This is a genomic window from Streptomyces sp. NPDC053750, from assembly GCF_044544295.1.
GTDB lineage: Bacteria > Actinomycetota > Actinomycetes > Streptomycetales > Streptomycetaceae > Streptomyces.
Genome location: NZ_JBITXB010000018.1, coordinates 99,985 through 113,294, shown reverse-complemented (window position 1 = coordinate 113,294; position 13,310 = coordinate 99,985). Strand labels below are relative to the sequence as shown.

12 protein-coding genes are annotated in these 13,310 nt (G+C 73.6%); 7 read left to right on the top strand and 5 right to left on the bottom strand.

All coding sequences use genetic code 11. The features are described from left to right. The first annotated feature begins 110 nt into the window (after positions 1-110). From ACIGO6_RS34645 to ACIGO6_RS34620, 6 genes are all read left to right on the top strand, one after another. Positions 111-3,092: an AAA family ATPase gene (locus ACIGO6_RS34645; RefSeq protein ID WP_399883361.1), complete on the top strand. Its 2,982-nt coding sequence runs from the start codon at positions 111-113 to the stop codon at positions 3,090-3,092. A gap of 122 nt (positions 3,093-3,214) precedes the next feature. Beyond that, the gene (locus tag ACIGO6_RS34640) at positions 3,215-4,531 is read left to right on the top strand and encodes a CAP domain-containing protein (RefSeq protein ID WP_399883359.1); all 1,317 of its coding nucleotides are present in this window, start codon (positions 3,215-3,217) and stop codon (positions 4,529-4,531) included. Between the two features lie 12 nt (positions 4,532-4,543). Continuing rightward, the gene (locus ACIGO6_RS34635; protein ID WP_399883357.1) at positions 4,544-5,221 is read left to right on the top strand and encodes an AIM24 family protein; all 678 of its coding nucleotides are present in this window, start codon (positions 4,544-4,546) and stop codon (positions 5,219-5,221) included. Positions 5,222-5,319: 98 nt separating this feature from the next. Further along, a complete protein-coding gene (locus tag ACIGO6_RS34630; protein WP_399883355.1) occupies positions 5,320-6,279 on the top strand; it encodes a threonine/serine dehydratase in 960 nt (319 codons plus the stop codon). Between the two features lie 137 nt (positions 6,280-6,416). After that, a complete protein-coding gene (locus ACIGO6_RS34625) occupies positions 6,417-8,009 on the top strand; it encodes a serine/threonine protein kinase (protein ID WP_399883353.1) in 1,593 nt (530 codons plus the stop codon). A 69-nt stretch (positions 8,010-8,078) separates the two neighbouring features. Further along, a complete protein-coding gene (locus ACIGO6_RS34620; RefSeq protein ID WP_399883351.1) occupies positions 8,079-9,056 on the top strand; it encodes an LLM class F420-dependent oxidoreductase in 978 nt (325 codons plus the stop codon). A 16-nt stretch (positions 9,057-9,072) separates the two neighbouring features. On the opposite strand, the gene ACIGO6_RS34615 is transcribed toward ACIGO6_RS34620, so the two are convergent. Continuing rightward, positions 9,073-9,570 carry a DUF6328 family protein gene (locus ACIGO6_RS34615; RefSeq protein WP_399883349.1) on the bottom strand — a complete coding sequence of 166 codons (498 nt, stop codon included), beginning with the start codon at positions 9,568-9,570 and terminating at the stop codon, positions 9,073-9,075. A gap of 150 nt (positions 9,571-9,720) precedes the next feature. Between ACIGO6_RS34615 and ACIGO6_RS34610 the strand changes: the two genes are divergently transcribed. After that, positions 9,721-10,068 (top strand): hypothetical protein, encoded by a 348-nt coding sequence (locus ACIGO6_RS34610; RefSeq protein WP_399883347.1) that lies wholly within the window; start codon positions 9,721-9,723, stop codon positions 10,066-10,068. 41 nt (positions 10,069-10,109) lie between these two features. Here the strand turns inward: ACIGO6_RS34610 and ACIGO6_RS34605 are convergent, their stop codons facing one another. The 4 genes from ACIGO6_RS34605 to ACIGO6_RS34590 all read right to left on the bottom strand — a co-directional run bounded on the left by ACIGO6_RS34605 (position 10,110) and on the right by ACIGO6_RS34590 (position 13,233). Continuing rightward, entirely contained in the window at positions 10,110-11,093 is a 984-nt protein-coding gene (locus ACIGO6_RS34605; RefSeq protein ID WP_399883345.1) for an aldo/keto reductase, read from the bottom strand. Positions 11,094-11,134: 41 nt separating this feature from the next. After that, a complete protein-coding gene (locus ACIGO6_RS34600; protein WP_399883343.1) occupies positions 11,135-11,833 on the bottom strand; it encodes a ribonuclease H in 699 nt (232 codons plus the stop codon). Between the two features lie 31 nt (positions 11,834-11,864). Next, positions 11,865-12,662 carry a VOC family protein gene (locus ACIGO6_RS34595; RefSeq protein WP_399883341.1) on the bottom strand — a complete coding sequence of 266 codons (798 nt, stop codon included), beginning with the start codon at positions 12,660-12,662 and terminating at the stop codon, positions 11,865-11,867. Positions 12,663-12,750: 88 nt separating this feature from the next. After that, on the bottom strand, positions 12,751-13,233 hold the full coding sequence (locus tag ACIGO6_RS34590; RefSeq protein WP_399883339.1) for a VOC family protein: 483 nt from the start codon (positions 13,231-13,233) through the stop codon (positions 12,751-12,753). Positions 13,234-13,310 lie beyond the last annotated feature (77 nt).

Below are 13,310 nucleotides of genomic sequence, written 5' to 3'. Positions count from 1 at the left end.
GCGGTCACGTCCATGGGACCAGTCTCTCCCACCCCCCGCAGTCAGGCCGCTGCGTGGGCCGACGGGGTGGGCCGACGGGCCGGGGCCGGCTGTCGGGCCCGCGTGCCAGGATGGGCGGCGTGCCACAGACCTCACCCACCAGCCCGCTCGTCGGACGCGACGATGAACTCGCCCGTCTCACCGGCGTGCTGGAGCGCGCCCGCGCCGGTGAGGCACGCGCGGTGATCGTCGCCGGGGACGCCGGCGTCGGCAAGACCCGGACGCTGGACGAGGTCGCCGGGCGGGCCGCCGCGGCCGGGACGACCGTCCTCACCGGGCACTGCGTCGACCTGGGCGACGTGGGCCTGCCGTATCTGCCGTTCACCGAGATCGTCGGGGTGCTCGCCGCCGACGAGCGGTTCGCACCCGTGCTGGCCGCGCATCCGGTGGCCGGCCGGCTGCTCGGCGGCGGCGCGGACGACGGGAGCGCGCCCACGCGTACGGGCGGTGGGAGCGGGCGGCTGCGGCTGTTCGAGGACGTGGCCGCCCTGCTGACCGAGCTCGCCCGGGCAGCCCCGTTGCTGCTGGTCCTGGAGGACCTGCACTGGGCCGACCAGTCCTCCCGGGACCTGCTGCGGTTCCTGCTCAGCCGGGGTGTCCTGCAACGGCCGACGGGCGGGGCACCCGGTCACCGGCTCACCGTGTTCGCCTCGTACCGGGCGGACGACCTGCACCGCCGCCATCCGCTGCGCCCGCTGCTGGCCGAGCTGGTGCGCCTGCCCGCCGTGGAGCGGCTGGAGCTGCGGCCCCTGCCGGACGCCGACGTGGCCCGGCTGGTGCGTGCCCTGCGGGGCCGGCCGCTGCCGGACGCCACCGTGCACCGCATCGTCGAGCGCGCCGAGGGCAACGCCTTCTACGCCGAGGAACTGGTCGCGGCCACGGACGCGCCCGTCGGGGGCGTGCCCAGCGGACTGGCCGACGTCCTGCTCATCCGGTTCGAGCAGCTCTCCGACACCGCCCAGCAGGTGCTGCGCACGGCCGCCGTGGCCGGGCGCCGTGTGGGGCACGACCTGCTACGGGACGCCGTCGGGCTGCCCGAGGAGGAGCTGGAGTCGGCGCTGCGCGAGGCCCTGGGGCGGCAGTTGCTCGTCGCCGGCGACGACGACGCCTACTCCTTCCGGCACGCCCTCGCGCGGGAGGCCGTCTACGCCGATCTGCTGCCCGGTGAACGGGCGCGGCTGCACGGCGCGTTCGCCCGGCTGCTCACCGGTCCCGACCGCCGGTCCGACAGCGCGGCCGAGCGCGCCCACCACTACCGCGAGAGCCACGACCTGCCGGAGGCGCTCGCCGCCTCCCTGGAGGCCGCCGACCACGCGCAGCGCGTCGGGGCACCCGCCGAGGAGCTGCGGCACGTCGAGGCGGCCCTCGACCTGTGGTCGGCGGTCGACGCCTCCGCACGGCCCGCCGGCCCCGACGCCGTGACGCTCACCCTGCGGGCCTCGGCCGCCGCCGCGCACGCCGGGGAGCTGCACCGCGCGGTCTCCCTCACCCGGTCCGCGCTGGCCGGGCTCGGTCAGGACGCGGATCTGGAACTCGCCGCCCGCGTCCGCTACACGCTCGCCGGGAACCTGCTCGACGTCGACAACCTGTCGGCCGCCTTCGCCCACAGCAGCGAGGCGCTCGACCTGATCCCGGCCGACCCTCCGTCGTCGACGTGGGTGTGGGCCGCGGCCACGCATGTGATGGCGGCCCGTCAGGTCGGGGAGAACGAGACCGCGCTGCGGGTGGTGCGCCGAGCGCTGCGCGTCGCGGAGGAACTGGAGGTCCCGGACGCCCGGGCCGACCTGTTGATCTCCCACACCTTTCTGGAGGGCGGCAACCGCAGCACCCCCGAGGGTCGCGACCGGTTGCGGGAGGCGCGGGAGCTGGCGCGGCGGGCGGGCAACGCACAGGTGGAGATGCGCGCCCTGTTCAATCTCGCCATCGGCCGCTTCGAGGCCGGTGACCCGGAGGAGTGTCTGCACTGGGCGGCCGAGGGACTGGACCGGGCCCGCCGCTCCGGACTGCTGTCCTCGGCGTATCCGCGGGAGATGCGGTACCTGCGGCTGTTGGTGCAGTACACGCTGGGTCAGTGGGACGAGTGCGTGCGCGAGATCGCGGACGACGCCGGTGTGCCGCCCGCGGCGGGCGGTCACACGGTCGGCCCGGGGCTGTACGTGGCACTGGCGCGAGGCGACTTCGGGGCCGTCGAGCGTGCCCGCGCCCTGCTGGAGGGGCCGTTCGACTGGATGGCCACCATGGTCGCGGGCGTCGTGCTGACCGACGCCGCGACGCTGCGCGGGGACGCGGAGGACGCCGTGCGGTGGATGCGGTCCACCGTCGAGACGCTCACCGACGACGCGGGCACGCGGCCCGCCGTCACCGTCCGGCTGGCCACCCTCGCGCTGTCGTCGGTCGCCGACACCGTGACGGAGCTGCGCGGGAGCGGGGACGCGGCGGGGATCCGCCGCTGGGCGGACACCGCGGCCGACCTGCTGGAACAGGCCCGGTCGTCCGCCGGACACGGCGACGGCGACAGGCCGCAGGGCCCGGAGGGCCAGGCGTGGCTGGCGCGCGCCGAGGCGGAGTGGGCGCGGATCGTGTCCGGGCCGGACGTGGCGGCCTGGGAGAAGGCGGTGGCCGGGTTCGCGCACGGCGACGCCTACGAGCGCGCACGCTGCCGGCTGCGGCTGGCCGAGGCCCTGCTCGCGGCCGACCGCCGCGAGGAGGCGACCGCCGAGGCCGACGCCGTACGGCGGGAGGCCGACCGGCTCGGCGCCACGCTGCTGCGCGATCGGCTCGACGACCTGGTCCGCCGCGGGCGGCTCACCGACGCGGCGCCCCCGGGGGACCGTGCGGCGGCACTGACCGCCCGCGAACAGGACGTGCTGCGGCTCCTCGCCGTCGGCCGCAGCAACCGCCAGATCGGCGAGGAGCTGTACATCAGCGCCAAGACGGCGAGCGTCCACGTCTCCAACATCCTCGGCAAGCTGGGCGCGGCGAGCCGTACGGAGGCGGTGGCGATCGCCTACCGGCAGGGCCTGGTCGCTCCGGAGCCGTCCGCCTCCGGGTGACCGGCACCCGGCCGCGCACTTCCTCCCGGGTGCCGGTGTCGGGAACCCCCGTGGTCCCGCGGACGTTGACCCGGCACCGGCACCACCCCCACCGGAGCGTGATCACGACACAGGGCGGCAGGATGAGCGAGTTGGTCCCCGGGGGCAACGTCCCCCTGCCGGGCGGCCGGGTGAGCGTGCGGGTGCCCGGTGGTTTCGACGTCTCGGCGCTCGTCACGGACGACGGCGGCAAGGTGGGCGGTGACGACGACTTCGTCTTCTACAACCAGCCGGACGCGCCCGGCGCCCGGCTGCGGGGCGACACGCTGACCGTCGATCCGTCGCGACTGCGCCCCGGTGCCACCCGGGTGACGGTGGTGGTCAGCCCCTCGGACCCGGGGGCCTCCCTGGACGCCCTCCCCTCCCCCACGCTCCACGTCACCGACGCCGGCGGTCGCGCGCTCGCCCGGTTCACGCCGCCGCGCCCCCGTCAGGAGACCGTCCTGCTCCTCGCGGAGCTCTACCGGCGCGGCGCGGGCTGGAAGCTGCGCGCCCTCGGTCAGGGGTACGCCGACGGACTCGCCGGTCTCGCCCGGGACTTCGGCGTGGAGGTCGTCGACGACGCACCGGCACCCGAACCCACCTCGGCCGCACCGAACACCCCGAGCCCACCACACGTACCGGATGCCGACGGTTTCCTGGGGCTGGTCAACTCCGCCCGCGCGGCCGCCGGTTCACGTCCCGTCTCCGCCGACCCCCGCCTGGTCTCCGCGGCCCGGGCGCACGCCGGCGCCATGGCCGCCGCGGGCACGCTGAGCGTCGAGACCCGGGACGGCGTCTCGGTCCACCAGCGGGTCGTCTCCGCCGGATACGCGTATCTCACCGTCGGCGAGCACCTGGTCTCCGGCCCGCGTACACCCGCCGAGTTCGTCGCGTACTGCCTGCGCGCCGAGCGGACCCGGCGCACCCTGCACCACGCCGCGTTCACCCACGCCGGGTGGGCCCACGTCACCGGCGGCCCCTCGGGCGACACGTACTGGACCGCGCTGTGGGCCGTGCCCCTCACCTCGGACGGCCTGGCCCGCACGACGTCCGAGGTCGTCGACCTCACCAACCGGGAGCGGTCCGGGGCCGGTCTGCCCGCGCTGGCGGTCGACGCCCGGCTGACCGGCGCCGCGCAGGCGCACAGCGCCGACATGGTGGCCCGCGACTTCTACTCGCACACCGACCCGGACGGCGGCAAACCCTGGGACCGGGCCGCCGCCGCGGGCGCCACGCAGCGCACGGTCGGCGAGAACATCGCCTGCGGCCAGCGCTCCGCCGCCGACGTGGTGGAGGGCTGGATGAACAGCCCCGGGCACCGCGCCAACATCCTCAAGGCGGACTTCACCCACATCGGGGTCGGTCTCGCCGGGGGCGGCCGGGCGGGTACCTACTGGACGCAGCTCTTCGGCGGCTGAAGGATGCCCCCTATGAAGGGTGACCTCTTTTCCAGCGAGCACATGGTGCAGCCCGCCACGGCGCCGGGCATGACCGTCGAGAACTCCAAGTGCATCCGGTACACGGTGAACGGCGACATGCTGGCCCGTCAGGGCGCGATGATCGCCTACCGCGGCAGCCTCCAGTTCGAACGCAAGGGCCAGGGCGTGGGCGGCATGCTCAAACGCGCCGTCACCGGCGAGGGCCTGCCGCTGATGGCAGTGCGCGGTCAGGGCGAGGCCTGGTTCGCGCACGAGGCGCAGAACTGCTTCGTCGTGGAGATCGAGCCCGGCGACGAGTTCACGGTCAACGGCCGCAACGTCCTGTGCTTCGACTCGTCGTTGTCGTACCGCATATCCACCGTCAAGGGCTCGGGCATCGCGGGCGGCGGGCTGTTCAACAGCGTCTTCACGGGCCACGGCCGGCTGGGGCTGGTGTGCGAGGGCAGCCCGCTGGTCATCCCGGTCTCCTCCCAGTACCCGGTCTACGTCGACACGGACGCGATCGTCGGCTGGTCCGCGGGGCTCGGGACCTCCCTGCACCGCTCGCAGTCCATCGGCTCGATGCTGCGCGGCGGCTCCGGGGAGGCCGTCCAGCTGATGCTCCAGGGCGAGGGCTTCGCCGTCGTACGGCCGAGTGAGGCGACGCCTCAGAAACCTCAGCAGCACTGAGCCGACCCGGTCGGGAACCGTGTTGACCTCGGGCGCGTCGCGCGAAAGGGTGCGAGGGGACGCGGATCACCGCCCGCGCGTCGGAAGGGAAGACTGCCTTGATCGGGATCTCGGAGATCGAAGCCGCGGCCGAGCGGATCGCCGGACACGTCGTACGCACCCCGACCGTGCCCAGCCCCGGGCTGTCCGCGCTGCTCGGCGTCCCGGTCACCGCGAAGCTGGAGCTGCTCCAGCGCACCGGCTCGTTCAAGGCCCGCGGCGCGACGGCGAAGCTGCTGTCGCTGACCGAGGCCGAGCGGGCCGCCGGTGTCGTCGCGGTCAGCGGCGGCAACCACGGGATCGCCGTGGCGGTCATGGCCGCCGCCCTCGACGTGAAGGCCACGGTGGTCATGCCGCGCACGGCACCGGCCCGCTCCGTGGAGATCGCCGAGGAGGCGGGCGCCCTGGTGCGGCTGACCGACGGCATGGACAGCGCCTTCGCGCTGGTCACCCGGCTGCAGGAGGAGGGGCTGACCCTGGTGCACCCCTTCGACGACCCCCTGGTGATCGCGGGCCAGGGCACCGTCGGGCTGGAGTTCGCCGAGGACGCCGGGGAGCTGACCGACGTCCTCGTGAGCATCGGGGGCGGCGGGCTGATCGCGGGCGTGGCGGCGGCGCTTCGGGCGCTGCGGCCGGGCGTGCGGATCTGGGGTGTGGAGACCGAGGGCGCCGAGGCCATGTCCCGGGCGCTGGCGGCGGGCGGGCCGCTGCCGGTCGCGCTGTCGTCGATCGTCACCACGCTCAGTGCCCCGTCCGTCTCGCAGTTGACGTACGACCATGTGGCGTCGCTGGTCACCGAGGTGCTGGTGGTGTCGGACCGGGAGGCGGTCGAGGGTTCGCTCGCGCTCGCCGAGCACGCGAAGGTGTGGACCGAGCCGGCCGCCGGGTGTCTGCTGCCCGCGGCCCGGCGCGTGCTGGAGCGCGTGGGTGACGGTGCCCGGGTCGGACTGGTGGTGTGCGGCGGAAACGCCACGACCGCCGACATGGCGGCCTGGGTGGAGCGCTTCGGGACGCGCTGACGCCGGGCCCTGCGCCCTCGCCGTTTTTGAAGAAGGGTCAGAAAACCTCCCCGGTTCGGCGTCCCTTGAACGCACCCCGGCCCTTTGCCCGTACCTCTGGGCAAGCTGAGAGCCGGCGGTGCGAACGAGGGATGGCCATGGGCAGGGCGCACGTCTCCACACACGAGTTGGTCGCCGGACGGTACCGCCTGCTCCAGGTCGTCCACCGGGAAACCAACCGCGTCTGCTGGTCGGCGGAGGACGCCGGAACGGGCGGCCCGTGTCTGGTCACGCAGATCGCCCTCCCGGAGGAACCGGACGCCGAGAGCGCCCGGCGGCTCACCGGCCGCGTCGTCCGCACCGGCGAGACCATGCGGTCGCTGTGCCCCGGGCGGGTCGCGACGGTGGTCGACGCGGTCGTGGAGTACGGCGCCCTGTGGACGGTGACCGATTGGGTGGGCGGCGTGCCGCTGGCCGAACTGCTGGACCGGCAGGGGACGTTCCATCATGTGCGGGCGGCACGCATCGGCCTGGAGCTGCTGGAGGTGCTGGAGGCGGCGCACGGCCAGGGGGTCACGCACGGCGAGCTGAGCCCCGGGCAGGTGTTCGTGCGCGAGGAGGGCTCCGTCGTCGTCACCGGCTTCGGACTGGCCGGCGCCACCCTCGCCCCACGGCTCACCGCCCCGTCGTACGCGTCGCCCGAGCAGGCCCGCGACGAGCGGATCGGGCCCGCCGCCGATCTGTGGACGCTGGGCGCGATCCTCTACACGATGGTCGAGGGCCGTCCGCCGTTCCGGGACCGGGGCCGGCCCGAGGCGACGCTGAGGGGCGTGGACCGGCTTCCGCTGCGCACCCCGGTGCGGGCCGGTCCGCTCACCCAGGCCGTGCAGGGGCTGCTCCGCAAGAACTCCCGGGAACGGCTCACCCGCCCGGTGGTCCGCGAGGCACTCTCCCGGGTACTGACCGGTGACCCCGACGTGACCGTGCCCGCGGTGCCCCACCCCCGGTTGCGCGGCGCGTGCGCCGCCGCCCGGCTCACGGGCCGCGGCCGGCGCCGGCGTACGGTGGCCGCCGGGACCGCCCTGGCGGTGGTCACCGTCACGGTCGCCGTGCTCGCCGTCACCCACGGGCTGCCCGGCACGGGCGGCGGCTCCCCCACCGCCGCACAGCGGCGCCCCTCGGCCCCCGTCACTCCGTCCGGCGGCGGCGACGCCCCCTCCTCCCCCGCTCCCCCGCCGAGCGCGACGGCGTCACCGTCCACACCGGGCGGCGCCGTACCGGCCGGGTTCCGCCGCTACGCCGCACCGGAGGGGTTCTCCGTCGCCCTCCCCGCCAACTGGCGGCGACTGGACACCTCGCGCGCGTCCGGCGGGACGTACCGGGTCTTCTTCGGCGCGGCCGGCGACCCGCGCACCCTCGCGGTCACCTACGGCGAGCGCGTGGGCGCGGATCCCGTGGCGGTCTGGCGCGACGACGTCGAGCCCGGTCTGGAACGGTCGGACGGCTACCGGCGGATCGGCGGGATCCGCGCGACGACGTACCGGGGGCGCGAGGCGGCCGACATGCAATGGTTCGCCCAGGACGACGGCACCCGGGTGCGCACCTTCGGGCGCGGCTTCCTCCTCGGCTCAGGACGCAGCTTCTCGCTGCGCTGGTCGACTCCGGCCGCCGATTGGGACGACACCGCGAACGAGCGGGCGCTCGCCGCCTTCCTGGCCACGTTCCGCTGGGACACGGACGACGCGGACTGACCCCGCGCGGCGAGCCACGGATGTCCGTGGGCGGCGTTTTCGCTGCGCCCGGGCGGGGACCCGCCCCTTATGGTGCAAATCGGATACACGATGATGACCGAGCAGGCCGGCCCTCGTGAGCTCGTCGACCACCTGGTGCGCGCCGAGGAGGTCGGCTTCGACTTCTCGGTGACGTCGGACCACTACTTCCCGTGGCTGCGCTCGCAGGGCCACGCACCGTACGCGTGGAGCGTGCTGGGCGCCGCGGCGCAGGCGACCTCCCGCATCCCGCTGATGACGTACGTGACGTGTCCGACGTTCCGGTACCACCCCGCGGTGGTGGCGCAGAAGGCCGCGACCCTCCAGTTGCTGTCCGAGGGCCGGTTCCGGCTCGGCCTCGGCTCGGGTGAGAACCTCAACGAGCACGTGGTGGGCGGCGGCTGGCCGTCCGTCGACGTGCGGCACGAGATGCTCCAGGAGGCGGTGCAGATCATCCGGGCGCTGTTCGAGGGCGGCCACGTCAATCACCGCGGCACGCACTTCGACGTGGAGTCGGCCCGGCTGTGGGACCTGCCCGACAGCCCGCCGCCCCTCGGCATCGCCGTCTCCGGGGAGCGTTCCTGCGCGCTGGCGGGCGAGCACGCCGACCTGTTGATCGCCACCGAGCCCAAGCCCGGGCTGGTGGAGGCCTTCGACCGGCACGGCGGCGAGGGCAAGCCGCGCGTCGGCCAGTTGCCGGTGTCCTACGACCCCGACCGGGACAGGGCGATCAAGCGCGCCCACGCGCAGTTCCGCTGGTTCGGCAGCGGCTGGAAGGTCAACTCCGAGCTGCCGCACCCGGATTCCTTCGAGGCGGCCACCCAGTTCGTGACGCCCGACGACGTCGCCGAGTCGATCCCGTGCGGCGACGACCCGGACGCCTTCGTCGAGGCCGTACGCCCCTACGCCGAGGCCGGGTTCACCGAGATCGCCCTGGTGCAGATCGGCGGCGAGACACAGCCCGCGTTCCTGGACTGGGCGGAGAAGACGCTGCTGCCCGCGCTGCGCGAGGCGCTGGGCCGTTCGTAACGAGGTGGGCGACCCCTCAGCGTGCCGTATGGCGGTGCCGGGTCCACAGCGGGATGCCGAACCAGCACAGCAGGTACCAGAACACCACGCCCGCGACGAGATACGGCACGAAGCCGTCGTGGGTGGCGACGCGCAGGATCAGCAGCAGCGAGCAGGCCGTCGTGGCGAGCAGCAGCACCAGGCCGAGGATGGTCAGCCGGGACGCCCAGCGCACCGCCTGCGGTTTCACCCGCCGTCCTGACACGAGGCGGTGCAGGGACACGGGCCCGATCAGGGCGCCGGTCGTCACGGCCCCGAGGACCACCGTCACCAGGTAGATCATCTGATCGGTGTCCGAGAGGGAGTCGTACTTGGGCTGGAACACGACGGTGAGCAGGAAGCCGAACAGGATCTGTACGCCCATCTGCGCGACGCGGACCTCCTGGATCAGCTCGGTCCACATCCGGTCCGCCCGTTCCTCCTCGGTCTCGTTGCGCCCCCTGCGCCGGACCGAGCCCTCAGCCGCGTCCGTCACTTTGCCTCCCGTAGCCGTGGCGTGCGTCCTCTTCCCTCTTCCCGGGTTCCCTGCCGGCAGGCGCCCTGTCGGCGCAGTGGCTCCCGGTTTGGGTGATCGGGGGACGGTTACACGGGCCGGGACGGACGCAGGCCGGGAGGAAGGCGCAGCATGTCAGACACTCAGCTCACCGTGACGCTCAGCGGCGGCGGCATCGACGACGCACGGGCCGTCGTCCGCGCACTGGAGGGGGTGTTCGGCGCACCCGACGGCCTGCCGTCCGACGAGCGGGCGACGGTGCGTACGGCGACCTTCGACTCCCCGGCCACCCCGGCGGCGTCCGCGGCACCGCGAGGGGCGGGCACCGCGCTGTCCGCGCCGGTGACGGTCACCGTGCAGGGCACCCCGCAGGCCGTCGAGGCGGCGAGCGAGACGCTGACCCACGCGTTCACCGTGCGGAACGAAGGGTCGGACTCCGGCGACCAGGAGCGGGAACGGCAGTTGCTCCTGGTGCCGTGAGGTCCTTGAGGTCCTTGGTGCAGTGAGGTTCTCCCGTACCCCTACCAGCGGCCTTCGACCTGGTCCTTGATACGGCGGTCGTAGAGGTCGCGGATCGCCGCGAGGGTGCCCTCGGACAGCTCCGGCAGCCGGGCGGCGTCCGTGTTGGCGCGGGCCTGCTCGGGCGAACGGGCGCCGGGGATGACGGTGGTCACACCGGGCTGCTGGACGATCCAGCGCAGTGCCAGCTGGGCCGGGGTGTACCCCTCGGGGGCGAGCGCGGCGAACTCGGCGGCCGCCTCCACGCCCGTGGCGAAGTCGACGCCGGAGAAGGTCTCGCCCTGGTCGAAGGCCTCGCCGTGCCGGTTGAAGGTGCGGTGGTCGTTCTCGGCGAAGACCGTGTCCTTGGTGTACTTGCCCGACAGCAGGCCCGAGGCCAGCGGCACCCGGGCGATGATGCCGACACCGGCCTCACGGGCCGCCGGCAGCACCTCGCGCAGGGGCTTCATCCGGAACGGGTTGAGGATGATCTGCACGCTCGCCACGTTCGGGCGGGCGATCGCGGTCAGTGCCTCCTCGCAGGTCTCCACGCTGACGCCGTACGCCGCGACGCGCTCCTCCTCGACGAGGGTGTCCAGGGCGTCGAACACCTCGTCCGTGAAGTAGACGGGGGTCGGCGGGCAGTGCAGCTGCACCAGGTCGATGACGTCGACGCCGAGGTTGCGCCGGGAACGGTCGTTCCAGTCGCGGAAGTTGTCGAGGACGTAGTTCTGCGGGATCTGCTCGACCCGGCGGCCCATCTTGGTGGCGACCAGCACGTGCAGGTCGGGCCTGCCGCGCAGGAAGCCGGCGATGGTCTCCTCGCTGCGTCCGTCGCCGTAGACGTCGGCCGTGTCGAAGAAGGTCACCCCCGATTCGGCCGCCGCCTCCAGTACCGCGAGGGCTTCCTTGTCGTCGACGTCTCCCCAGTCGGCACCCAGTTGCCAGGTGCCGAGGCCGACCACCGACGCGTGCTGGTTCGACCTGTGGAATGTGCGCTCGTCCATGCCTTCAGTCTGTCACCCGCGGCACGTCCGTCACCCGGTGGCTAGCCGGCCGCCGCCGTGCGGCACTCCGGGTGGCCCCAGCCCTGGTCGTTCTTGGCGATGGGCTCCCCGGCCGCGTACGAACGGCCGCACAGGCAGCGCCCGGGGAACTTCGCCTTGATGGTGCGCGCGGAGGAGCCGCCCTTGCGGGCCGTGCCCGGCCCACGGCGCGGGGCCTTGCGGGCCGCCGGGACGTCCGGCGACGGCGGCGGCTCCGGTGAGCCGAGGCCGCTGCCCGCGGGCTCCTGGACGGTGGCCGCCTGGCTGGCGGCGCGGTCGGCGAAGTCGTTGAGCCGGTCGCCGTCGACCTGGTGGGCCGGCACGTAGCGGAACTCGACCGAGCGCCCGCCGAGCAGCTCGTCGATGCGCACGACCAGCTCCTGGTTGGCGACCGGCTTGCCCGCGGCCGTCTTCCAGCCGTTGCGCTTCCAGCCGGGCAGCCAGGTGGTGACGGCCTTCATGGCGTACTGCGAGTCCATGCGGACCTCGAGCGGTACGTCCGGGTCGGTCGACGCCAGCAGGCGCTCCAGCGCCGTCAGTTCGGCGACGTTGTTGGTCGCCCTGCCCAGCGGTCCCGCCTCCCAGCGGGCCGGACTCTCCGACGCGTCGGCGACCACCCAGGCCCAGCCGGCCGGACCCGGGTTTCCCTTCGAAGCCCCGTCGCACGCGGCCACAACACGTTCACGCATGGCCCCGATCATGCCATGGCGCGACGGGGTGCCCGGACGGGTCTCAGGACACGTCCGTGAGCTTCGGCATGTCCCCCTCGGTCTTCGTGATGTCGATCACCGAGAAGCTCGCGCCCTGCGGGTCGCTCAGCGCCGCGAACCGGCCGAAGGGGGTGTCCATCGGCCCGAACCGCACAATGCCACCGAGCTCGGTGGCCCGGGCCACGGCGGCGTCGCAGTCGGGGACGGTGAAGTACACGTTGATGTAGGGCGGCACCTCGGGCGGGAACTCCTCCGTCATGGCCATCCGGCCGAGCACGGGGCTCTCGCCCAGGTCGAAGAGGCGGAAGTCCACCGAGTCGTCCTCCATCTGCTTCGCCGAGTAGGAGAAGACGGCGGGGAAGAAGGCGTCCGACTTCTCGGGCTCCCGGGTGAAGACCTCGGCCCAGCAGTACGCACCGGGCTCGGCCATCGCCTCGAACCCCTCGTGGGTGCCGCCCTGCCAGACGCCGAACACGACCCCGCTCGGGTCCCGGGCCAGGCACATGGTGCCGAAGTCGCCGACCTCCATCGGCTCCATCACCACCTCGCCGCCCGCCTCGCGGATCCGCTCCGCGGTCGCCGCGGCGTCCCGGGATGCGAAGTAGAGGCACCACTGCGCCTGGTCCTCCTGGCCCGGAATGGGCGGAACCACGGCGGCGACCGCCTTGCCGTCCGCATAGCACTGCGTGTAGTTGCCGTACTCCGACGACGACTCGCCGAACGTCCAGCCGAGGACGTCGCCGTAGAAGCGTTTGGCTCCCTCGAGGTCGCCGAACATCGCGTCGGCCCAGCAGGGGGCTCCTTCAGGCTGTACGGCCATGACTGCCGCCTTTCATACGAATAGTCCGTTTCCAGTCCGTTTCCTCACGCTAGCCAGCCCCTCCGGGCTCCGCGCGCCGGCGCGCGGCTCACTGCCCCGCGTACGCCTTCTCCAGCGCGGCGATGTCGAGCTTGTGCATCGCCATCATGGCTTCGTTGGCGCGGGCCACCTTCGCGGGATCCGGGTCGCGGAACATCTCCTCGAGCCGGACCGGGACGACCTGCCAGGAGACGCCGAACCGGTCCTTGAGCCAGCCGCAGGGGCCCTCCTCGCCGCCGCCCTCGGTGAGCCTGGCCCAGTAGTGGTCGACCTCTTCCTGGTTCTCGCAGGAGATCTGGAACGAGACCGCCTCGTTGAACCGGAACTGCGGGCCGCCGTTGAGCGCGACGAACTTCTGGCCGTTGGCCGTGAACTCGACGGTGAGCACGGTGCCGGCGGGCTGGTGCCCTCCCTCGGGGTAGCGGGTGACGGGGCCGATACCGCTGTTCTTGAAGAGCGAGACGTAGAAGTGGGCGGCCTCCTCCGCCTGGCCGTCGAACCAGAGACACGTGGTGAATCCGTCGGTGCTCATGAGTACCTCCTGGATGTGTTCGCGGTGCGTGTGCGCGGTGCCCGCACGCGGTGCGTGACTGCGGTCACCACTGTCGA